Annotated in this window: 18 protein-coding genes and 2 riboswitches; of the genes, 9 read left to right on the top strand and 9 right to left on the bottom strand. The window is 70.2% G+C overall.

The window, feature by feature from the left end; translation table 11 throughout:
- The first annotated feature begins 69 nt into the window (after positions 1-69).
- Positions 70-510, top strand: a complete 441-nt coding sequence (locus tag IEY17_RS05635) for an ATP-binding protein (RefSeq protein ID WP_188986153.1) — start codon at positions 70-72, stop codon at positions 508-510.
- Positions 507-1,322, top strand: a complete 816-nt coding sequence (locus IEY17_RS05630) for an RNA polymerase sigma factor SigF (RefSeq protein ID WP_188986152.1) — start codon at positions 507-509, stop codon at positions 1,320-1,322. The genes IEY17_RS05635 and IEY17_RS05630 overlap by 4 nt, the downstream gene beginning before the upstream one ends.
- Before the next feature lie 104 nt (positions 1,323-1,426).
- Here IEY17_RS05630 and IEY17_RS05625 read toward each other — a convergent pair whose 3' ends face one another.
- Positions 1,427-2,182 (bottom strand): M23 family metallopeptidase, encoded by a 756-nt coding sequence (locus IEY17_RS05625; RefSeq protein ID WP_188986150.1) that lies wholly within the window; start codon positions 2,180-2,182, stop codon positions 1,427-1,429.
- Between the two features lie 739 nt (positions 2,183-2,921).
- Between IEY17_RS05625 and IEY17_RS05620 the strand changes: the two genes are divergently transcribed.
- A complete protein-coding gene (locus IEY17_RS05620) occupies positions 2,922-3,824 on the top strand; it encodes a sulfite exporter TauE/SafE family protein (RefSeq protein WP_188986148.1) in 903 nt (300 codons plus the stop codon).
- A gap of 431 nt (positions 3,825-4,255) precedes the next feature.
- Here the strand turns inward: IEY17_RS05620 and IEY17_RS05615 are convergent, their stop codons facing one another.
- On the bottom strand, positions 4,256-5,425 hold the full coding sequence (locus IEY17_RS05615; protein WP_188986145.1) for an NAD-dependent epimerase/dehydratase family protein: 1,170 nt from the start codon (positions 5,423-5,425) through the stop codon (positions 4,256-4,258).
- Between the two features lie 185 nt (positions 5,426-5,610).
- Between IEY17_RS05615 and IEY17_RS05610 the strand changes: the two genes are divergently transcribed.
- Entirely contained in the window at positions 5,611-6,072 is a 462-nt protein-coding gene (locus IEY17_RS05610; RefSeq protein ID WP_188986143.1) for a GtrA family protein, read from the top strand.
- On the opposite strand, the gene IEY17_RS05605 is transcribed toward IEY17_RS05610, so the two are convergent.
- The 7 genes from IEY17_RS05605 to IEY17_RS05575 form a co-directional block, all read right to left on the bottom strand.
- Positions 6,041-8,311 (bottom strand): glycosyltransferase family 2 protein, encoded by a 2,271-nt coding sequence (locus IEY17_RS05605; RefSeq protein WP_188986141.1) that lies wholly within the window; start codon positions 8,309-8,311, stop codon positions 6,041-6,043. The two genes, IEY17_RS05610 and IEY17_RS05605, sit on opposite strands and share 32 nt — an antisense overlap.
- On the bottom strand, positions 8,308-9,264 hold the full coding sequence (locus IEY17_RS05600; protein WP_188986139.1) for an NAD-dependent epimerase/dehydratase family protein: 957 nt from the start codon (positions 9,262-9,264) through the stop codon (positions 8,308-8,310). Before IEY17_RS05600 ends, IEY17_RS05605 begins: the two co-directional genes overlap by 4 nt.
- A gap of 129 nt (positions 9,265-9,393) precedes the next feature.
- Entirely contained in the window at positions 9,394-9,864 is a 471-nt protein-coding gene (locus IEY17_RS05595; protein WP_188986137.1) for an SRPBCC family protein, read from the bottom strand.
- A 16-nt stretch (positions 9,865-9,880) separates the two neighbouring features.
- A complete protein-coding gene (locus tag IEY17_RS05590) occupies positions 9,881-10,711 on the bottom strand; it encodes a phosphoenolpyruvate hydrolase family protein (protein WP_188986135.1) in 831 nt (276 codons plus the stop codon).
- Positions 10,708-11,904 (bottom strand): Tm-1-like ATP-binding domain-containing protein, encoded by a 1,197-nt coding sequence (locus tag IEY17_RS05585; protein WP_188986134.1) that lies wholly within the window; start codon positions 11,902-11,904, stop codon positions 10,708-10,710. Before IEY17_RS05585 ends, IEY17_RS05590 begins: the two co-directional genes overlap by 4 nt.
- Positions 11,905-12,032: 128 nt before the next feature.
- Positions 12,033-12,188 carry a hypothetical protein gene (locus IEY17_RS05580; RefSeq protein ID WP_188986132.1) on the bottom strand — a complete coding sequence of 52 codons (156 nt, stop codon included), beginning with the start codon at positions 12,186-12,188 and terminating at the stop codon, positions 12,033-12,035.
- Between the two features lie 86 nt (positions 12,189-12,274).
- On the bottom strand, positions 12,275-13,453 hold the full coding sequence (locus tag IEY17_RS05575) for an acyl-CoA dehydrogenase family protein (protein ID WP_188986130.1): 1,179 nt from the start codon (positions 13,451-13,453) through the stop codon (positions 12,275-12,277).
- 104 nt (positions 13,454-13,557) lie between these two features.
- Here IEY17_RS05575 and IEY17_RS05570 point away from each other — a divergent pair, with 104 nt between their 5' ends.
- The 5 genes from IEY17_RS05570 (at position 13,558) to bioB (ending at position 19,772) form a co-directional block, all read left to right on the top strand.
- Positions 13,558-14,205, top strand: coding sequence for a TetR/AcrR family transcriptional regulator (locus tag IEY17_RS05570; protein ID WP_188986128.1), 648 nt, complete (start codon positions 13,558-13,560; stop codon positions 14,203-14,205).
- An 82-nt stretch (positions 14,206-14,287) separates the two neighbouring features.
- A riboswitch (glycine riboswitch) is annotated at positions 14,288-14,380 on the top strand.
- A riboswitch (glycine riboswitch) is annotated at positions 14,381-14,480 on the top strand.
- A gap of 114 nt (positions 14,481-14,594) precedes the next feature.
- Positions 14,595-15,698, top strand: a complete 1,104-nt coding sequence (gcvT, locus tag IEY17_RS05565; protein WP_188986126.1) for a glycine cleavage system aminomethyltransferase GcvT — start codon at positions 14,595-14,597, stop codon at positions 15,696-15,698.
- A gap of 22 nt (positions 15,699-15,720) precedes the next feature.
- Positions 15,721-16,992 carry a serine hydroxymethyltransferase gene (gene glyA, locus IEY17_RS05560; protein WP_188986124.1) on the top strand — a complete coding sequence of 424 codons (1,272 nt, stop codon included), beginning with the start codon at positions 15,721-15,723 and terminating at the stop codon, positions 16,990-16,992.
- Positions 16,993-17,218: 226 nt separating this feature from the next.
- Entirely contained in the window at positions 17,219-18,601 is a 1,383-nt protein-coding gene (locus tag IEY17_RS05555; RefSeq protein ID WP_188986122.1) for an amino acid permease, read from the top strand.
- A gap of 109 nt (positions 18,602-18,710) precedes the next feature.
- Positions 18,711-19,772: a biotin synthase BioB gene (bioB, locus tag IEY17_RS05550; protein ID WP_188986120.1), complete on the top strand. Its 1,062-nt coding sequence runs from the start codon at positions 18,711-18,713 to the stop codon at positions 19,770-19,772.

The following is a 19,772-nucleotide window of genomic DNA, read 5'->3' as shown; positions in this document are numbered from 1 at the left end:
GGGCTCGGGTACCAGGTGACTGTGAGTAAGGTGTGCGCGGCACGCACCGAACTGAGACGAGGTGCCGGAATGAGCGTGGAGCGGGAGCTCGCTTCTGTGGAGCCGGAGAAGTCCGCGACGAACCTCGTCGAGGTGCGGATCGCAGCGGAGCCCGCCCAGCTGGCGGTGATGCGGGCGGTGGTCGGGGACCTTGCCATGCGCGCGGACTACGACGTCGACTCCATCGCGGACCTGCGGCTGGCGGTGGACGAGGCGTGTTCGACGCTGATCCGGCTCGCAGCCCCGGCAGCGACCCTGGTGTGCCGGTTCCGCTCCGATGACCACGGGCTGTCGGTGACGGCGGAGGTGTCCAGCGACGACGCGTTCGGTCCGCGTAAGGACACCTTCAGCTGGCGCGTGCTCAGCGCGCTCGCCGATGATGTGTCAACCTCGGTCGAGTCGGACCCGACTGCCAACGGCAGTCACCTGGTCCGGATCGAGTTGACCAAGGGACGGACGGCCCACGGGTGAAGCGAGCGGAAACCGAGCCGACTGCACACTCCCGCAACGAGCGCTACGACCGACTGGCGCCGCTGTTCGTCGAGCTCGCGGAGCTCGACGAGCACGATCCGCGTCGCGCCGAGTTGCGCGACACCCTGGTGACCGAGCACCTGCCGGTCGCCGAGCACATCGCCCGTCGGTTCAGCCATCGCGGCGAGTCGCAGGAGGACCTCGCGCAGGTGGCGACGCTCGGTCTGATCAACGCGGTGGACCGGTTCGACCCGAACCGCGGCGTGGACTTCTTGTCCTACGCGGTGCCGACGATCATGGGCGAGGTCCGGCGGCACTTCCGCGACACCGGGTGGGCGGTGCGGATGCCGCGTCGGCTGCAGGAGCTGCACCTGTCGGTGTCGGCGGCGATCGCCCGCCTGTCGCAGGAGCTGGGGCGCGCGCCGACGCCGAGCGAGCTCGCCAGGAACCTGGGGATCAGCACCGACGACGTCTACCGCGGGCTGGAGGCGGGCAACGCCTACCGCAGCGCCTCGCTGGACGAGCTGCTGACCGACACCGACGAGATCCCGCTCGGCGACGCCATCGGCTCCGACGACGCCGAGCTGGCCGAGGTGGAGAACCGGGAGATGGTGCGCCCGCTGCTGGCGGAGCTGCCGGAGCGGGAGCGGCGCATCCTGGTGATGCGGTTCTTCCGCGGCATGACCCAGACGCAGATCGCCGAACAGATCGGCATCTCCCAGATGCACGTCTCCCGCCTGCTGGCCCGCACGCTCGCGTGGTTACGCCAGCGCCTGGAGGAGGACCGCCCCACCGAGGCGGTCAGCGACTGACCGGCGCCGCGCACCGAAGGTGGCGGCATGCGAGGCGATCAGATGTGACGCCGCCCGGAACCCGTCGGGGGATTTCGGGTCCCGGGCGGCAGCTGGGGGGCGCGTCACTGCACGGAGATGCCGCGCGCGCTCAACCAGGGCAGCGGGTTGATCTTCTTGCCGTTCTGGATCACCTCGAAGTGCAGGTGCGGCCCGGTGGACTGGCCGCGGTTGCCCATCGTGGCGATCTGCTCGCCGGCGCCGACCCGCTGGCCGACGCTGACCTCGATCGTGTTGACGTGGCCGTAGACGGTGATCGTGCCGTCGTCGTGCTGGACCCGCACCCACAGTCCGAAGCCGCTGGCCGGACCAGCGTTGATCACCTTCCCGGCCGCCACCGAGCGGATCGGCGTGCCGATGCTGTTGGCGATGTCGATGCCGTAGTGGCTGGTGCCCCACCGGGCACCGAAGCCGGAGGTGAACGTGCCTTCGGCGGGCTTGACGTAGTCCGAGGCCTTGCGGGCCGCTTCCTCCTCGGCCGCGCGCCTGGCGGCCGCAGCCGCTTCCTCGCGGGCGATGCGGGCCTGCTCGATGGCCTGGCTCTTGTCGATCTTCTGCGACTCGACGCGCGAGTCGACGGGGCGCTGGGCCGCGAGCAGCCTGACCGCGGCCGGGGTCTGCTCGGTGCCGGTGAGCGCCAGTCTCAGGTCGTGGTTGCCGGCCACCTGCGTGGGTCGCTCGACCGGACCGGGTTCGGCGTCGGCCAGCGGCTGGCCGACGGCTGCCAAGGCGCCACCGGCGACGAGCACGGCAGCCACCTTGTTGCGGACCAGGGAGGCGGTCTTCGGGGGATGGCCGCCCTCCTTGCGGTGCTTGCCCATCTTGACCTTCCGTCTCGGGGGGATCCGGTCCCTTCCCGCCGGGGGAGCGCGGGAGCACCTCTCGGGGGCGAGGCGCGTGACGTGACCGAACCGTGACTTGCGAGCGCCGAACGTAGCGGAGCGTTACCGATACATGCAATCGTTCACCCGTTTGAGGAGATCAAAGCGCACTGGCACTGCCCAACTGATTACTCTTCGAAATCAAAGAAGATGACCTTCTGATAACGGCGAGGTCTGCCGCACGCGTGTTCGTGCGCGGCTGCGACAGGACCGCAACCCCAGCTGCCCAACCAGCGCCGAAATCGGCGTTTTCGCAGGTCTGGCGTGAATCGATCACGCCAGGACGAACCCGGTTGCGACCACCGCGCACCGCATCCGGCCGGCGGCGAGTCCACACCGGACAGATCAGGCGGCGGTCGGTGGAACACTGCTCACGAGATCGAGTACCGCCGAAAGTGGTCTTGGGCACACACCGCGGTCATCCCTCCCGCAGTCTGGGAGCCGGTGCCACACGACGGCCTGATCTGATTCACTGTCCCGCATGACGCCTGGTGATCAGTGGCGGCTGCTGGTGCAGCGCCTCCACGTAGACCTGCGCCGCGTCACCTCCGCAGGGTGTCGGTGCACGCGGTAGGCCCCGCTTCCACCTCTGCTCGACTTCCCTCTCATCACGGCAGGCGCTGCTCGCGCCCGTTCCGCCGCGCGCCCGTCCAGGCACCCCGCACCTAACGGAGACATCGTGCAAGCATTCCTGATCTTCGCGATCGGTGGTTTCGTCGCGCAGTTGGTCGACGGCTCCCTCGGCATGGCCTACGGGGTGACCTCGACGACGATCCTGCTCACCGCAGGGCTCAGCCCCGCGCTCGCGTCGGCGTCCGTGCACCTCGCGGAGCTCGGCACGTCGGTGGCATCGGGCCTGTCGCACTGGCGGTTCGGCAATGTGGACTGGAAGGTGGTGCTGACCCTCGGCGTGCCGGGCGCGGTCGGCGCCTTCCTCGGCGCCACCGTGCTGAGCAACCTCTCCACCGAGGCCGCCGAGCCGTGGATGTCCACGATCCTGCTGGTGCTCGGGATCTACGTGCTGCTGAAGTTCGCCGTCCGCCCGCTGCGCCGCCGGCAGCTCACCGGCGTGAGCCCCAAGCTGCTCGCACCGCTCGGCCTGGTCGCCGGGTTCGTCGACGCCACCGGTGGTGGCGGCTGGGGCCCGGTGGCGACGCCGACGCTGCTGAGCACCGGCAAGGTGGAACCACGCAAGGTCATCGGCTCGGTCGACACCAGCGAGTTTCTGATCGCGTTCGCGGCCAGCCTGGGCTTTCTGACCTCGCTGGCGCACCAGGAGCTGTCCTGGACCATGGTGGGCGCGCTGCTGCTCGGCGGGGTCATCGCGGCGCCGCTGGCGGCGTACCTGGTACGGATCGTGCCGATGCGGCTGATCGGCGTCGGCGCGGGCGGGCTGATCGTGCTGACCAACGCCCGGACGCTGATCAAGAACATCGACCTGCCCGCCCCGTCGTCGACGATCATCTACGCCGCGATCGTGGTGGCCTGGGTGGCCGCGATTGCCTACACGGTCCGGGTGGTGCTGGCCGAGCGGCGCGAGTTCGACGAGGTCGAGGAGACCGGCGAACCGGTCCGCAACTGACGCGGCACACGACTCGGGACGGGGACCGACCGCCAAGTTTGCCTGCACCTGGGAGCCTTCGCCGGGGACCAACCGCGCGCTGCTCACCGGCCAACCGGGTGACGGGCGCCGTCACGCGGAAGTAGGTCGGTCCCCGCAACAAATTACCCACGTGCCGTATCGCAGCGGCCGTCCGAACGAGTTACTGTTCAGTAGACCGTGTGGAAGCCCCCCGACACACGGTAGGCGCCCCGGGAGGCGGAGCCACTGCTCCGCGCCCGGGGCACCGCTCCCCGTACCACGGCCCTTGGACGCGACCGCAACGTGTGCAGCCCAGTGTGCCCCGACTGGGTGGCATATTCCAGCCCCCAGTCGGCCGTGTCGTAGGTCCGGTTGGCGCAGCAGCCCGGGCCACGCAGTCAGCCAGCCCCCTCCGGAACGGCTGAGGGGTGTCAGCGCGGCGCGCGCAGCGGGTTGGCGGCCTGCCGCCAGTTGACCGTGGGCCGCATCGCGGCGAGGTCCACCCGCTCCTTGTACTTGTCCGCCACCCGGAACAGCGACTCGATGAGCGTGTTCGACAGCAGATGCGGCTGCAGACCCAGCTCGATCAGGCCAGTGTGCTTGACGTTGTAGTAGTGCTCGCCCTGCTCGACCCGCGGGTTGTCCAGGTACTCGATCTCGACCGGTCCCGCATAGCTGTTGGCCACGATCTTGGCGATCTCGCCGACCGAGTACGCCTCGGTCATCTGGTTGAACACCCGAAACTCGCCGCGGTCGGCCGGATTCTCCGCCGCCAGCCGGATGCACTCCACGGTGTCGCGGATGTCGATCAGACCGCGGGTCTGCCCGCCGGTGCCATAGACCGTCAGCGGGTGCCCGAGCACGGCCTGGATGACGAACCGGTTGAGCACGGTGCCGAAGATCGCGTCGTAGTCGAACCGCGTGGCCAGCCGCTGGTCCCGCGCGGTCTGCGGGGTCTCCTGGCCGTACACCACACCCTGGTTGAGGTCGGTGGCGCGCAGACCCCAGATCCGGCAGGCGAACTCGATGTTGTGGCTGTCGTGCACCTTGCTCAGGTGGTAGAAGGAGCCCGGCTTCTTCGGGTACAGCACCCGGTCGGTGCGACCGTTGTGCGTGACCTCCAGCCAGCCCTCCTCGATGTCGATGTTGGGCGTGCCGTACTCGCCCATCGTGCCCAGCTTGACCAGGTGGATCTCCGGGTCCACCTGCTGGATCGCGAACAGCACGTTGAGGGTGCCGACCACGTTGTTGTACTGGGTGTACACCGCGTGCTTGCGGTCGATCATCGAGTACGGCGCGGCGCGCTGCTCGGCGAAGTGCACGATGGCGTCCGGGCGGAAGTCGGCGACCATCTCGACGGTGAACTCGCCGTCGACGAGGTCGCCGTAGTAGGACCGGATGGTCCTGCCCGAGACCTCGCGCCAGGCGTCGAGGCGGACCTGCATCGGCTCGATCGGGACGAGGCTGTCCACCCCCATCTCATGGTCGTAGCCACGTCGCGCGTAGTTGTCGGCGACGGCGACCTCATGGCCGCAGTCGGACAGGTGCAGGGCGGTCGGCCACCCGAGGTAGCCGTCCCCCCCGAGGACGAGGATTCGCACGCCTTGATCTCCTCCATGTCGCGCCGCTGCGCGGCTTCACCCGATGGATACAACATCGGGCATGTTCTCATCTCGTGACCTTCGCCCGAAGGGCTGCCCGTTTCCCGGCTCAAGCTGGGAATCAGCTGGGAATGCCGACTGGGTATGGTGCCACCGGAGCAACCGCCCGCCCGAGAGGAGCCACCGTGGCGCAGACCGCCGAGCGCCCCGCCGCACGACGGTACTGGCGGTTGCTGAGCCGCTTCGCCGCGGCCTCGGTCGTGGCGACCGGCATCAGCCAGCTCGTTTTCCTGCTGTCCTACTCGTTGGGTGCGGCGCCGGTGGTGGCCACGGTGCTGGCCTGGCTGGGTGGGGCCGTCCCGAACTTCACCCTCAACCGGCGCACCTGGGGTGGGGGCGGCCGGGAGGCGCTGCGCGGCGAGATCGTGCGCTACGCGGTGATCTCGGTGGGCACCGCACTGCTGGCCGCGCTGGCCACGCACCACGCCGAGTCGCTGGCGCACGTGCTGTTCCCGCAGTCCCGGCCCGGCCAGGTCGCCGTCGTGTGGGGCGCCTTCGTGGGCACCTACGCGGTGATGTTCGTGGTCAAGTTCGTGCTGGTGGACCGGTTGGTGTTCACCGCTCGCCCACCGCAGCGGGCTCGCTGACCCGCTCCTGCTCGCCCGCGGTGTGGCGGGTGCGGCGCTCCCGCCACCAGGTGCCCAGCACGACCCGCGCGTAGCGGTAGCCGTAGAGCAGGTCGTTGCCCTTCTTGCTCCGCCCGGCGACGCGCGGCCGCATCCGCATCGGCTGCTCCAGCACCCGGTAGCCGTGGCTGAGCACGCCGACCAGCAGCTCCGAGGACTGGTACTGCGGCTGCTCCAGGGTCACCGAGTTCGGCACCTCGACGCGCATCCCGCGGAACCCGAAGGACGTGTCGGTGATGCGCTGCCCGGTCAGCGCGCTGACCAGCCAGGCGAACACGTGGGTGCCGATTCGGCGGATCAGCGCGGGACGCTCGTTGCTGCCCAGCCGCCGCGAGCCGGTGACGAAGTCGGCGCGGCCGTCGAGAAGCGGGCGCAGCAGCATCGGCAGCTCGGTGATGTCGTACTGGCCGTCCGCGTCGGTGGTGATGACGTAGCGCGCGCCGCGCTCGGCCGCCAGCCGGTAGCCGAGCCGCAGCGCCGCGCCCTGCCCGCGGTTGGTCGGCGCGACGCAGGTCCAGGCACCGTGCTTGATCGCGACCTCGGCGGTGCGGTCGGTGGCGCCGTCGACCACCACGAGCTTGTCGACGTCCAGGTCGCAGCAGCGGGCCGGAATCGAGTCCAGCACCTCGCCGAGCGACTCCTCCTCGTTGTAGGCGGCGATCAGCACGACCACCGGCGCGAACCGGTGGTCGCCGCAGCGCGCGGCGTAGTCCTCCAGCGCTGCCTGGTCGACCTCGTCGGGGAAGCTGGGCATCTGACTCTCCTTGTGCAATACGGTCGGGGCCGGTGATTCGGGGCGGCGGTGGCCGGTCAGCGCCGTGACACCGAGCGCCCCGGCGAGTGGGATCAGCAGCAGACCGGGCAGCTGGTAGCGCCACGAGAACTCCATGGCGGCCGCGGTGGCCAGCACGGTCGTCGCCAGGCCCGCCGGGAGCAGGCAGACCGCGCGCAGCCCGGAACGGCGCGCCCGGCCCACGCCGAGCACGGCCAGCGCGGCGAGGAGGAGCGCGCCGCCCAGCGCGGTGCCGGGCGTGTAACCGCCGCCGAGCTGGTAGGCGCGCAGGAACCCGGCCAGGTCCGAATCGACCGACAGCTGCCCGTCGTCGTAGAGCTCGGCCCACTCGGTGACGTACCAGTCCGGCGCGTACATCGGGTACCGGACCTGGAACTGCCAGCGATCCAGCGGCACGTCGCCGGGCGTCTGGGTGCGGGTGGGGGCGAACCCCTTGCCGAAGTCCTCGACCATCCCGCCGACCATGTCCAGCGGCTGGTGCAGCAGCACCTTACGGGTGAACGAGCCCTGCGCGGTGGCGACGTCCATGTCCTCCGGCAGGAACTGCTCGACGTTGTCGTGGACGTGCCAGAAGTGGATGTAGAAGTCGATGCCGTTGCGCTGGCGCTGCTCGAACGGCTCGGCCGGGCAGACCAGCCGCTCCTCGGGGGTGAGGTCGAGGTGTTCGCAGTCGGCGACCACCGCGGCCCGCCCGTAGAGCGCCCCGCCGTGGGAACCGCCGATGCCCAGCGCTCCGGTGCAGGCCAGGTGGTACAGCGCGTAGCCGAACACGCCCGCGACGAACGCGCCGCCGAGCGCCGCGGTGGCGACCAGCCGTCGCCGCCAGCCGTCGCGCGGTCGCCGCCCGGCGGCCAGCAGCACGAACAACGCGGCCGGGATGACCAGGGTGACGCCGACGAGGCGCACCACCACGGCGGCGGCCAGCACCACCCCGGCCAGCGCGGCGAGTTTCGGGCCGGGCGGGCCCCACCACGTCAGCACCCCGATCGCGGCCAGCAGCAGGACCTGGAACAGCAGGTCCGACATGATGTTGTGCTCGATCTGCAGCTGGTAGGCGTCCAGCAGCACCGGGGCCGCGGCCACCGCGGCGATCCAGGACCGCACACCCAGCCGCTGCAGCAGCGCGTAGCTGCCCACCCCCAGGCCGAGACCGAGCAGGTGCTGCACGGCGACCACCAGGGTCAGGTTGCCGACGGCCAGCAGCGGCCACAGGAAGACCTCGTAGCCGACCGGGTTGAGGCCGCCCGGGAAGAACGCCCCGACGTCGTCGAGGTAGCGGAACGAGTCGATGTAGAGCAGCGCGGGCCGGTAGGCCAGCTGCACCACGACCCGCAGGGCCAGGCCGGCCAGCACGAGCAGCGCCAGCAGCCAGTGCCGCCGCAGGACCCGCGCGAGCGCTCCCGTCATGGCATCCCGCGGCGGAAGTCCGCCCAGACGGTGCGCAGCCCGTCGGTCAGTTCGACGTCCGGTGCGTAGCCGAGCTCCCGCTGCGCCCTGGTGATGTCCACGATCACCGCGGGCATCTCGCCGTTCTTGGCGGGCACGTGGGTGACCGGCAGCGGCTCGCCGGTGGCGGCGCGGACCGCGTCGATGAGCTCCAGCACCGTGATGGACCGGCCGGAGCCGATGATCGCCGTGCCGGTGTACTGCTTGTCCCACGCGGCGAGCACGCCCTGCACGACGTCGTTGAGGTGCACGAAGTCGCGGCGCTGGGCCCCGTCGCCGTACACCTCGACGCCGGTGTTCGCCAGCGCGGCCCGCATCAGGCGGGGGATGAAGCTGTCCTTGTGGCCCATGCCCGGGCCGTAGATGTTGGTGAAGCGCAGCGCGCAGGTCGCCATGCCGTAGGCCCCCGCGTAGCCGGACAGCAGCATCTCGCAGGCGGCCTTGGTGGCGCCGTAGGGCGTGAGCGGGCGCAGCGGCAGCGTCTCGGTGATCGTGCCGTGGCCGATGTCGCCGACGACGGCGTTGGTGGAGGCCAGCACGAAGCGGCCGACCCCGCGCTGCCGGGCCAGTTCCAGCAGTTCCTGGGTGACCTCGACATTGTTGGCGTAGGTCTCGACGGGCCGGTCCACCGAGCGCAGCACGGAGGTGATCGCGGCCAGGTGGATGATCCCGGCGGCGCCCTCCGGCACCGCTGCGTCGCGCACCGCGGCGTTTCGCAGGTCGCCGGGCACGTGGGTCAGCAGCTCGTGACGCAGCTCGGCGGGTGGCTCGTGCAGGTCGACGACGGTGACCGGGGTGCCGCGCTCCAGGAAGGCGCGCACCACGGCTCGGCCGACGAAACCGGATCCTCCGGTGACGACGACCCGGTCGGCCTGGGCGGTGTCCGCGGCGGGGTGGGTGACGCTGCTTGGCACGCGCCAGACTCTAGGACCCCCGCCGCGCGCCCGTTCCGCACGGGGTACGCCCCACCATCACCCAGCCGAGCGAAGGGGGCTGACGGATGCGGGGCCCCGTTGCCCGACCTGCCTGGTCAGGGGCGCCCGTCACGCGTCACCAACACCCCACACGCCCGTGTTCGGGTTGCGGAGGTGGTTGCGCAGGGCGGTCAACCCGGTCCGATAGACGTCCGTGGCGAACGTCCGGTCGAGTTGGTCCTCGTCGGCCGCGTCCGCGTCGTAGTGCGCGTACCACTCCACGAAGCTGTGTCCGGTGTCGGTGATCGGGCGCACGCGAATGGTGGCGCGGTAGCTGCGCACCGGAAACGGGCTCTCGACGATGTCGTAGGTGTAGCTGCGGTCGGCGTCGTCCAGCGACACCAGCTGCTCGCGGACCACCCCGCCGTCGGCCAACGTCAGGTGCCGGACGCAGCCCACCGTGTCGGCCGCCGCGCCGTCCTCGATCTCGCTGGCGGTGATCGCCGGATGCCACCTCGGCAGTCCGTCGAAGTCGCGCACTACCTGCCACACCTGCTCGGCCGGGGCCTCGATCACCGCGCTCGCGTAGGACTTCGCCACCGCTACCTCCACCAGCTCACTTCGTCAGGTTCCGAAACGCCCGGGTCTGCTCGGTCAGCGCCCGCTCGGTGGGCAGCCGCTCCATGCTGCTGGCCCCGTAGAAGCCGTGGCAGCGCTTGGTCCGCGACAGCACGTAGGCCGCGTCCTCCGGCATCGAGATCGGCCCGCCGTGGCAGAGCACCAGCACGTCCTCGCGCACCTCGGTCGCCGCCGCTGACCACTCGTCGATCAGCGCCACGCAGTCGTCGAGGGACCTGGCCGTCTGGGCGCCGATCGCACCGCCGGTGGTCAACCCCAGGTGGCAGACGACGATGTCCGCGCCCGCCTCGGTCATCGCCCGCGCGTCGTCGCTGGAGAACACGTACGGCGTGGTGAGCAGGTCGGCCTCGTGCGCGGCGGCGACCAGCTCCACCTCCAGCCCGTAGCCCATGCCGGTCTCCTCCAGGTTGGCCCGGAAGACGCCGTCGATGAGCCCGACGGTCGGGAAGTTCTGGATGCCGGCGAAGCCGAGGTCGCGCAGCTCGGCCAGGAACCGGTCGCGCAGCAGGAACGGGTCGGTGCCGTTGACCCCGGCCAGCACCGGGGTGTGCCGCACCACCGGCAGCACCTCGCGGGCCATCTCCAGCACGATCTCGTTGGCGTTGCCGTAGGCCAGCAGCCCGGCCAGCGACCCGCGCCCGGCCATCCGGTAGCGGCCCGAGTTGTAGATGACGATCACATCGATGCCGCCGGCTTCCTCGCACTTCGCCGACAGCCCGGTGCCCGCCCCGCCGCCGACGATCGGCTCGCCGCGCGCCACCTTGGCGCGCAACCGCCGCATCAGCTCGGCGCGGTCGAATCGGCTCATCGTGCCTCCTGGAAAGCGATGTCGCGGAAGGCCGCGACGAGTGCCGCGGCGAACTCGGGATCGTTGATGTGGTGCGGCAACCGCCGCAGCCGGCGGTCGGTGGTCTGCTGCAACCGCTCCTCGATCGTGTCGAACAGCACCGCGTCGGCCCCGGGGTCGTGGAACGGCTGCCCCGGAGCGTCCAACATGGACACCCCGCCCTCCGGCAGCAGGAACCGCACCGGTCCATGGCAGGCGTTGAGCTTGGCGGCGATGAACTCCCCGATCCGGCGGCACTCGTCGGCGGTGGTGCGCATCAACGTCACCTGCGGGTTGTGCACGTGCAGGGTGCGGTTCCGGTACCGGGCCGGAACCGTGTCCAGCGCGCCGAAGTTCACCATGTCGAGGGCTCCGCAGGAGCCGACGTAGGGCACACGGGTGCGGGCGATGGCGTCCAGCCGCTGCTCGCCCGCGCTCATCACTCCCCCGGCGATCAGGTCGCACACCTCGGTGGTGCTGATGTCCAGCACCGCGCACACCAGGCCGTCGTCGACGAGTTTCTCCATGGCCCGGCCGCCGGTGCCGGTCGCGTGGAACACCAGCGGGTCGTGGTCGGCGGCCAGTTCCCGGGCCACCGCGGTCACGCATGGTGTGGTGACCCCGAACATGGTGAGCGCGACGGCCGGTTTGCCCTCGTGCGGCGGCACGGGGTGGGTCAGTGCGCCCAGCAGCGCGTGCGCGGCGTTGCCCAGCACGCGGCGGGAGATGTGGTTCAGTCCGGCCACGTCGGTGACGGACGGGAACATCGCGATGTCCGTTGCGTCCACATAGGGCGAGACGTCGCCGGAAGCCACAGTGGACACCAGGATCTTGGGCACGCCGATCGGCAGGGCGCGCATCGCCGGTGCGATCAGCGCCGTGCCACCCGAGCCGCCGAGGCCGATGATGCCGTCGATGTCCCGGCCCACCACGAACCGCTCGAACGCCGCGGCCATCGACGCCACAGCCGTGCCGCGCTCACCGGTGAACACCGCTTCGGCCCCGTCCGGGTGATGCGCGGCGACCGCCGCAGCCGGAACGTCGGCATCGGAGGCGGCACCGCTGGTGGACAGGTCCACGGTGACCACGGAGTGCCCGCGCGCCAGGAGTCCGGCGACGTAGCGCAGTTCGGTGCCCTTGGTGTCGAACGTCCCGACCACGTACGCGCTGCCCATCGCACCCTCCGCGGCTCTTCGCTGGGCACCCGGCGCGACTCTACTGTCGATCGCGCCGCCGCACAGCCGATGATCAGGCGATCTACGGCATGCCCCCGGCGTGGTGCCGGGGGCATGGCGCAGGAGAGTCAGTGGCTCTTGCCACCCTTGCCGAAGAGCTTGTGCACGACCTGGTCGATCTTCTCCTTGTTCTTCGGGTCGGAGGCGTACTTCTTGGCCTGGTCGAGCACCTTCCTGCCCTGCGGGCTGTGGGCGAACTCGGTGACCTTCTTCAACAGCGACATCGTTCCTCCCGGCGGGTCGCGGTCACGGCTACCACCAGGCTACCGACGAAACGGTCATGCTTCAGCGCGCCGGAACCGCCCGGGCCCTACCCGAGGACGCCGCCGAGGGAGGCGTGGCCGTTGAGCACGTTGCGGGCGATGGTGCGGCGCTGGATCTCGTCGGTTCCTTCGAAGATGCGTAGCAGGCGCAGGTCGCGGTACCAGCGCTCGATGGGCAGTTCCTTGGTGTAGCCCATGCCGCCGTGGATCTGCAGGATGCGGTCGACGATCTCGTTGGCGCGGGTGCCGCCGTAGAGCTTGGCGATGGACTGCGCGTGCCGCGAGTCCATGCCCTGGTCGACCTGCCAGGCGGCCTGCAGCACCAGCCAGCGCAGCGCCTCGATCTCCACCGCCGAGTCGGCGATCATCCACTGGATGGCCTGCCGCTCGGCAAGCGGCTTGCCGAAGGTCTCGCGGGTTTTGGCGTATTCCACACCCATCTCGACCAGCCGTTCGCACGCGCCGAGGGCGCGGGCGGGCAGCAGGTAGCGGCCGCGGCCGATCCACTGCATGGCGAGTGCGAAGCCGTGGCCGACCTCGCCGAGTACGTTGCTGCGCGGCACGCGCACGTTGTCGAACACCAGGGCGGCGGGCTGGCGCTCCCACGGGCCCATGATGTCGATCGGCTCGGACTTCCAGCCCATGTCCCGGTCGACCAGGAAGCAGGTGACGCCGCCGTTGGCGCCCCTGTCCCGGTCGGTGACGGCGAAGACCATCACGAAGTCGGCGTCGATGCCACCGGTGATGAAGGTCTTCTCGCCGTTGATCACCCACTCGTCGCCGTCCCGGACCGCGGTGGTGCGCAGGTTCTTGGCGTCCGATCCGGCGCCGGGCTCGGTGATCGCGAAGCAGGACGTGCGCTCGCCCTCGATGGTGGGGATGAGGTAGCGCTGCTTCTGCTCCTCGTTGGCGTGGTAGAGGATGTTGTCGGCGTAGCCGCCGAACCGGAACGGCACGAAGGTGCGGCCGAGTTCGACCTCGATCAGCGCGGTCATCACCGCGGACAGACCCATGCCGCCGTACTCCTCGGGGGTCTGCACGCCCCAGAACCCGGCCTGCCTCGCCTTGTCCTGGAGGGCCCGCTGCTCCTCCCTGGTCAGGCCGCGCTCACCCGCCCGTTCCCGACGCAGCACCTCGGGCTCCAGCGGCACCAGCTCGCGCCGGACGAAGTTGCGGACCCAGTCGCGGATGTCGCGCTCGGTGTCGGACAGCGAGAAGTCGACCATCGCCGGAGTTCCTTTCCCACGACCACCTAACTAACGACGTTAGTTTTATGGCAGCCTAAAACCGTCCCGGCGAGCACCGCAAGGGATTGGTGAGGAGGAGGACCGTGCCCAGACCGAGCACCCCCCTGCTGTCCCCGGAACGCATCCGGCGCGTCGGGCTGGAGATCATCGACGCCGAGGGCCTGGAGGCGCTGTCCATGCGGCGGCTGGCCGACCGGCTCGGGGTGCGCGCGGCATCGCTGTACAACCACGTGGCGACCAAGGACCAGCTGCTGCACGAGATCGCCGACGACGTGATGGCCGCGGTGGACGTCTCGGGGTTCGAGCAGGACTGGACGACGGGCCTGCGCACCTGGGCCCGCTCCTACCGGGCGGCCCTGGTGGCGCACCCGAACCTGGTCCCGTTTCTGGCCTCGGGCCCGGCCCGCCGGGAGAACGCGCTGCGCCGGGCGGACGCGGTGCACGGTGGCCTGACCAGGGCGGGCTGGCCGCAGCGCTACGCGACGATGATCGGCGCCTCGACGAAGTACCTGGTGGTGGGCTCGGCCCTGGGTTCGTTCAGCAGCGGCTTCCCGGCGGACGCGGCCCTCTACGACGAGCGCTTCCCGCACCTGAACAAGGCCCACCTGCTGCGCGAGCACGCGGCGGAGATCGACGAGGGCAGCTTCGAGCTGGCCCTCGAAGCCCTCATCGACGGCCTCCAGAAGCAGTACCGCGACCTGACCACCACGAGCGGAACACCGCGGGAGTGACCGTCGCCCGCGGGCCCCGGTCGGTTGACTTCGGTCCGCCCCCGTCCGTAGGTTCAGATCGCACAACTGAAGACCGCGCCGATGACGTCGTGCGGGAGAGACCTCGCTGCGGGCGGGGCGCCGAAGGAGCAACACTCCCCAGCAAACTCTCAGGCACCGTCACCGCACGGCACCAGGCGAACACGGAGAAAAGCAGAAGCACGCGCTTCTCGCCCACGGTGCAAGCCACCCGTCGCGAGTGGTGAAACTCTCAGGCCAATGACTCCGGGGAGACCGCCCGACCAGCGCCAACCCGCGCAGGTCGGGGTCGAGGTGCCCCCGATAAGGTTGGGCGCAGTGAGCTGACCGGCCCTCGACTGCCGACCGGCGCCCACCCAGGAGGAGTCTCAATGTCGTCGCCACGACGGACGCCGTTGCACCACGTGCACGAGGCACTCGGTGCCACGTTCACCGAGTTCGCCGGTTGGCAGATGCCGCTGCGCTACCGCGGGGACACCGCGGAGCACAACGCGGTGCGCACCGCCGCCGGACTGTTCGACCTGAGCCACATGGGCGAGATCCGGATCACCGGGCCGCAGGCCGCCGAGGCGCTGGACTACGCGCTGGTCGCCCACGCGTCCGCGATCCGGCCGGGCCGCGCCCGCTACACGATGATCTGCAACGCCGAGGGCGGCGTGCTCGACGACCTGATCGTGTACCGGCTCGAGGAACAGGAGTTCCTGGTGGTGGCGAACGCGGCCAACGCCGCCGTGGTCTCCGCCCAGCTGGCCGAGCGGGTGGCCGGGTTCGACGCCCAGCACCAGGACGTCTCCGACTCCTACGCGCTCATCGCGGTGCAGGGCCCCCACGCGGTCGCCATCCTTGCCCCGCTGACCAGCACGAACCTCGACGAGGTCAGGTACTACGCGGGCTACCGCAGCCAGGTCGCGGGCCGGGACGTGCTGCTGGCCCGCACCGGTTACACCGGCGAGGACGGCTTCGAGCTGTTCACCGCACCCGGCGACGCCGAGGCCGTCTGGCAGGCGCTGACCGAGTCCGGCGCCGCGCACGACCTGCAGCCGGCCGGACTGTCCTGCCGCGACACGCTGCGGCTGGAGGCGGGCATGCCGCTGTACGGCAACGAGCTGTCCGCCGACCTCACGCCCTACCACGCCAACCTGGGCCGGGTCGTCAAGCTCGACAAACCGGGCGATTTCGTCGGCAGGGCGGCGCTGGCCGCGGCGGCGGAGAAGCCCACCGACCGCACCCTGGTGGGGCTGACCACCGACCAGCGGCGCGCGCCCCGCCACGGCTACCGCGTGCTGGACGCCGACGGGGCCGAGATCGGCGTGGTCACCAGTGGTGCGCCGTCGCCGACTCTGGGGCACCCGATCGCCATGGCCTACGTGGACCGCGACCACGCCGAACCCGGCAGCCAGCTGCAGGTGGACCTGCGCGGCAAGCCCGTTGCGGTGCGGGTGGTCGAGCTGCCCTTCTACCGCCGCAACGCCTGACGAGACACCTGGAGGCAACACCATGTCGACACCCGACCTGTTCAACGACAAGCTGGCCGCGGTCGACCCCGAGGTGGCGGCGGCGATCGGCGCCGAGCTGAGCCGCCAGCAGACCACGCTGGAGATGATCGCCTCGGAGAACTTCGCGCCCGAGGCCGTGCTGGAGGCGCAGGGTTCGGTACTGACCAACAAGTACGCCGAGGGGTATCCGGGTCGGCGCTACTACGGCGGCTGCGAGCACGTCGACGTCATCGAGCAGCTGGCCATCGACCGGGTCAAGAAGCTGTTCGGGGCCTCGTTTGCCAACGTGCAGCCGCACTCGGGGGCGCAGGCGAACGCGGCGGCGATGTTCGCGCTGCTCAAGCCGGGTGACACGATCATGGGTCTGGACCTGGCGCACGGCGGTCACCTGACGCACGGCATGCGGATCAACTTCTCCGGCAAGCTCTACACCGTGGTGCCCTACCACGTCAGCGACACCGATCACCGGGTCGACATGGACGAGGTGGCCCGGCTGGCGCGCGAGCACCGGCCGCAGCTGATCATCGCCGGGTGGTCGGCCTACCCGCGGCAGCTGGACTTCGCGCGGTTCCGGGAGATCGCCGACGAGGTCGGCGCCTACCTGATGGTGGACATGGCGCACTTCGCCGGGCTGGTCGCGGCCGGACTGCACCCCAACCCGGTGCCGCACGCGCACGTGGTCACCACCACCACGCACAAGACGCTGGGCGGTCCGCGCGGTGGGGTGATCCTGTCCTCCGACGAAGGGTTCACCAAGAAGTTCAACTCCGCGGTGTTCCCCGGCCAGCAGGGCGGTCCGCTGGAGCACGTGATCGCCGGCAAGGCGGTGGCGTTCAAGATCGCCGCCGGTGAGGAGTTCGCCGACCGGCAGCGGCGCACCCTGGAGGGCGCGCGGATCCTGGCCGAGCGGCTGCTGGCCGCCGACGCGGCCGAGGCCGGGGTGCAGCTGGTCTCCGGCGGCACCGACGTGCACCTGGTGCTGGTGGACCTGCGCAACAGCGAGCTGGACGGCAAGCAGGCCGAGGACCGGCTGCACTCGATCGGCATCACGGTCAACCGCAACGCGGTGCCCAACGACCCGCGCCCGCCGATGGTGACCTCCGGGCTGCGCATCGGCACCCCGGCGCTGGCCACCCGCGGTTTCGGCAAGGACGAGTTCACCGAGGTCGCCGACATCATCGCCGAAGCCCTCAAGCCCGGCTACGACGAAGCCAAGCTGCGGGCCCGCGTCGAGGCGCTGGCCGCGAAGCACCCGCTGTACCCGAACCGCTGATCCGGTGACCGGCGAACTGAACATGTGAGGCGACGCGGCAGCGCGTCACGGCATTCCGGACAATCTGGTCCGGAGTGCCGTGGCGCGCTCCCTTTTTGTCCTAAGTGGACTACCCGATGGGGAAAAAGGGGTTACAACAGCGGCGAAAACTCTTGCTTCCACTCGTCGGATGTCCGAGTATCTCCGCAGTTTCAGCACAACATGCTGGCAGTGAGGAGTTCACTCGATGAGCCAACCAGTCGCCGAGGAATACCGGAAGGACCTGAGTACCCGGCACATCAACATGATCGCCATCGGCGGTGCGATCGGTGTCGGGTTGTTCCTCGGTTCGGGCAAGGCGCTCCACCAGGTCGGTCCGGGCCTCATCCTGGTCTACGCGATCGGCGGCCTGATCATCTATTTCGTCATGCGGGCGCTCGGCGAACTGCTGATGTACCGCCCGGTCAGCGGCTCCTTCGCCGAATACGCGGGCGAGTTCGTCGGCCCGTGGGCCAGGTTCGCCGTCGGCTGGGGCTACTGGCTGGTGTGGATCGTCACCGGGATGGCGGAGATCACCGCGGTCGGCGAGTACTTCCAGTTCTGGTTCCCGCACGTCCCGCAGTGGATCCCCGCGCTCGGCGCGCTCATCGTGCTCAGCGGGGTGAACCTGATCGCGGTGAAACTGTTCGGCGAGTTCGAGTTCTGGTTCGCGCTGATCAAGGTGCTGGCCATCATCGGCCTGATCGTGCTCGCCGCGGCGATCCTGGCGTTCGGCTTCAGCGACCTCGGCGACACCGCGTCACTGAGCAACATCTGGGCTCACGGCGGACTCTTCCCGAACGGGGCGGCCTCGTCGCTGCTGGCGTTCCAGATCGTCATGTTCGCGTTCGTCGGCGTCGAGATGGTGGGGCAGACCGCCAGCGAGAGCACCAACCCGCAGAAGGTGCTGCCGCGGGCGGTCAACTCGGTGATCTGGCGAATCCTGATCTTCTACGTGGGCGCGCTGATCGCGCTGACCGCGCTGGTGCCGTGGAACCAGTTCCCGGTCAGCGGCAGCCCGTTCGTGCACGCATTCACCCTGATCGGCATCCCGGCCGCCGCGGGCGTGATCAACTTCGTGGTCACCACCGCGGCGCTTTCGTCGTGCAACAGCGGCATCTACTCCACGGCGCGGATGCTGCGCACGCTGTCCGAGGACGGCCAGGCCCCGCGCGCGGTCGGGCGGCTGAGCACCCGTGCCGTGCCCGCGCGGGCGATCGGCGTGACGTTCTGCGCGATGCTGATCGGCGTGGTGCTCAACTACGTCGTCCCGGAGCAGGCGTTCACCTACATCACCAGCGCGAGCACGGTCGGCGCCATCTTCACCTGGGCGATGATCGTCATCTCGCACCTCGGCTACCGCCGGAAGGTGGCCCGCGGCGAGCTCGAGGCGAGCCCGTTCCGGATGCCGCTCGCGCCGCTGTCGAACTACGTCGTCCTGGCGTTCCTGGCGTTCGTCGTGGTGCTGCTGGCCTTCGACGCGGAGACCCGGATCGCGCTCTACATCACGCCGCCGCTGGCGATCGCCGTCGCGGTCGGCTACCTCGCGGTGCGCCGCAGGCAGCCGGAGCGGGAACCCGCCCGCGACTGAACATCGCTGGTTCTTCCCGACATCCCCAACCACGCCGACAAGGCGCTGGTGCGGATCTTGTAGGAACGCGACGTTGTTGGCCCGGCCGTGGGTCGGCGAGGCTCTCGGCATGACGATCTCGCTGGACGAGCTGGTCGCCAAGGCACTCCGCCGGGGTGCGCCGACCCACGACGAGGCACTCGCCCTGCTCACCGACGAACTCGACGTGCTGGACGTGGTGGCCGCGGCCGGGCGGGTCCGGCGGCACTTCTTCGGCCGCCGGGTCAAGCTCAACACCATCATCAACGTCAGGAGCGGGCTGTGCCCGGAGGACTGCAGCTACTGCTCGCAGCGGCTGGGGTCCACTTCGGACATCCTCACATACTCCTGGATCAGTCCGGCGGAGGCGGCCGAGGCCGCCGACCGGGCGGCACAGGCCGGTGCGAAGCGGATCTGCCTGGTGGCCAGCGGGCGCGGCCCGGGGCAGCGCGACATCGGCCGGGTCGCCGAGATGATCGAGGCGATCCGGGCGCGGCAGCCGGGCGTGGAGATCTGCGCCTGCCTGGGCCTGCTCAAGCCGGGGCAGGCAGACCGGCTGCGCGAGGCCGGGGTGGACGCCTACAGCCACAACCTCAACACCAACGAAACCCGTTACGCCGACATCTGCTCCACGCACGCGTTCGCCGACCGGGTGGACACCGTACGGCAGGCCACCGGGGCGGGCCTGTCGCCGTGCTCGGGGGCCATCTTCGGCATGGGCGAGTCCGATGAGGACGTCGTGGACATGGCGTTCCAACTGCGTGAACTCCACCCGGACTCGGTGCCGATCAACTTCCTGATCCCGATGCAGGGCACCCCGCTGGAGGCCGACTGGCACCTGACGCCGGTGCGCTGCCTGCGGATTCTGGCGCTGTTCCGGTTCTGCTTCCCGGACGTCGAGGTGCGCCTGGCGGGCGGCCGGGAGATCCACCTGCGCAGTCTGCAACCGCTGGCGCTGCAGGTGACGAACTCGATCTTCCTGGGCGACTACCTGACCAGCGAGGGGCAGCCGGGGGCCGACGACCGGCAGATGATCGCCGACGCCGGTTTCACCATCGAGGGCACCGACGAGCAGACCCTGCCGCAGGCACGGCACGACCTGGTGGCGATCCGCCGCCGCGGAGTCGGCACCGACCAACCCGCGAACGCCTGA

The sequence above is a fragment of the Saccharopolyspora thermophila genome (assembly GCF_014646075.1).
Lineage (GTDB): Bacteria > Actinomycetota > Actinomycetes > Mycobacteriales > Pseudonocardiaceae > Saccharopolyspora > Saccharopolyspora thermophila.
Note: the sequence above shows the minus strand (reverse complement) of the source record. Positions and strands in the feature narration are given on the sequence as shown.

What these genes read in the sequence shown, in the direction of transcription:
- gcvT (WP_188986126.1), top strand. Translation starts at nt 14,595, where the DNA reads ATGTCGTCGCCACGACGGACGCCGTTGCACCACGTGCACGAGGCACTC.
- IEY17_RS05635 (WP_188986153.1), top strand. Translation starts at nt 70, where the DNA reads ATGAGCGTGGAGCGGGAGCTCGCTTCTGTGGAGCCGGAGAAGTCCGCG.
- IEY17_RS05590 (WP_188986135.1), bottom strand. Translation starts at nt 10,711, where the DNA reads ATGAGCCGATTCGACCGCGCCGAGCTGATGCGGCGGTTGCGCGCCAAG.
- IEY17_RS05575 (WP_188986130.1), bottom strand. Translation starts at nt 13,453, where the DNA reads ATGGTCGACTTCTCGCTGTCCGACACCGAGCGCGACATCCGCGACTGG.
- bioB (WP_188986120.1), top strand. Translation starts at nt 18,711, where the DNA reads ATGACGATCTCGCTGGACGAGCTGGTCGCCAAGGCACTCCGCCGGGGT.
- IEY17_RS05555 (WP_188986122.1), top strand. Translation starts at nt 17,219, where the DNA reads ATGAGCCAACCAGTCGCCGAGGAATACCGGAAGGACCTGAGTACCCGG.
- IEY17_RS05625 (WP_188986150.1), bottom strand. Translation starts at nt 2,182, where the DNA reads ATGGGCAAGCACCGCAAGGAGGGCGGCCATCCCCCGAAGACCGCCTCC.
- glyA (WP_188986124.1), top strand. Translation starts at nt 15,721, where the DNA reads ATGTCGACACCCGACCTGTTCAACGACAAGCTGGCCGCGGTCGACCCC.
- IEY17_RS05580 (WP_188986132.1), bottom strand. Translation starts at nt 12,188, where the DNA reads ATGTCGCTGTTGAAGAAGGTCACCGAGTTCGCCCACAGCCCGCAGGGC.
- IEY17_RS05585 (WP_188986134.1), bottom strand. Translation starts at nt 11,904, where the DNA reads ATGGGCAGCGCGTACGTGGTCGGGACGTTCGACACCAAGGGCACCGAA.
- IEY17_RS05605 (WP_188986141.1), bottom strand. Translation starts at nt 8,311, where the DNA reads ATGACGGGAGCGCTCGCGCGGGTCCTGCGGCGGCACTGGCTGCTGGCG.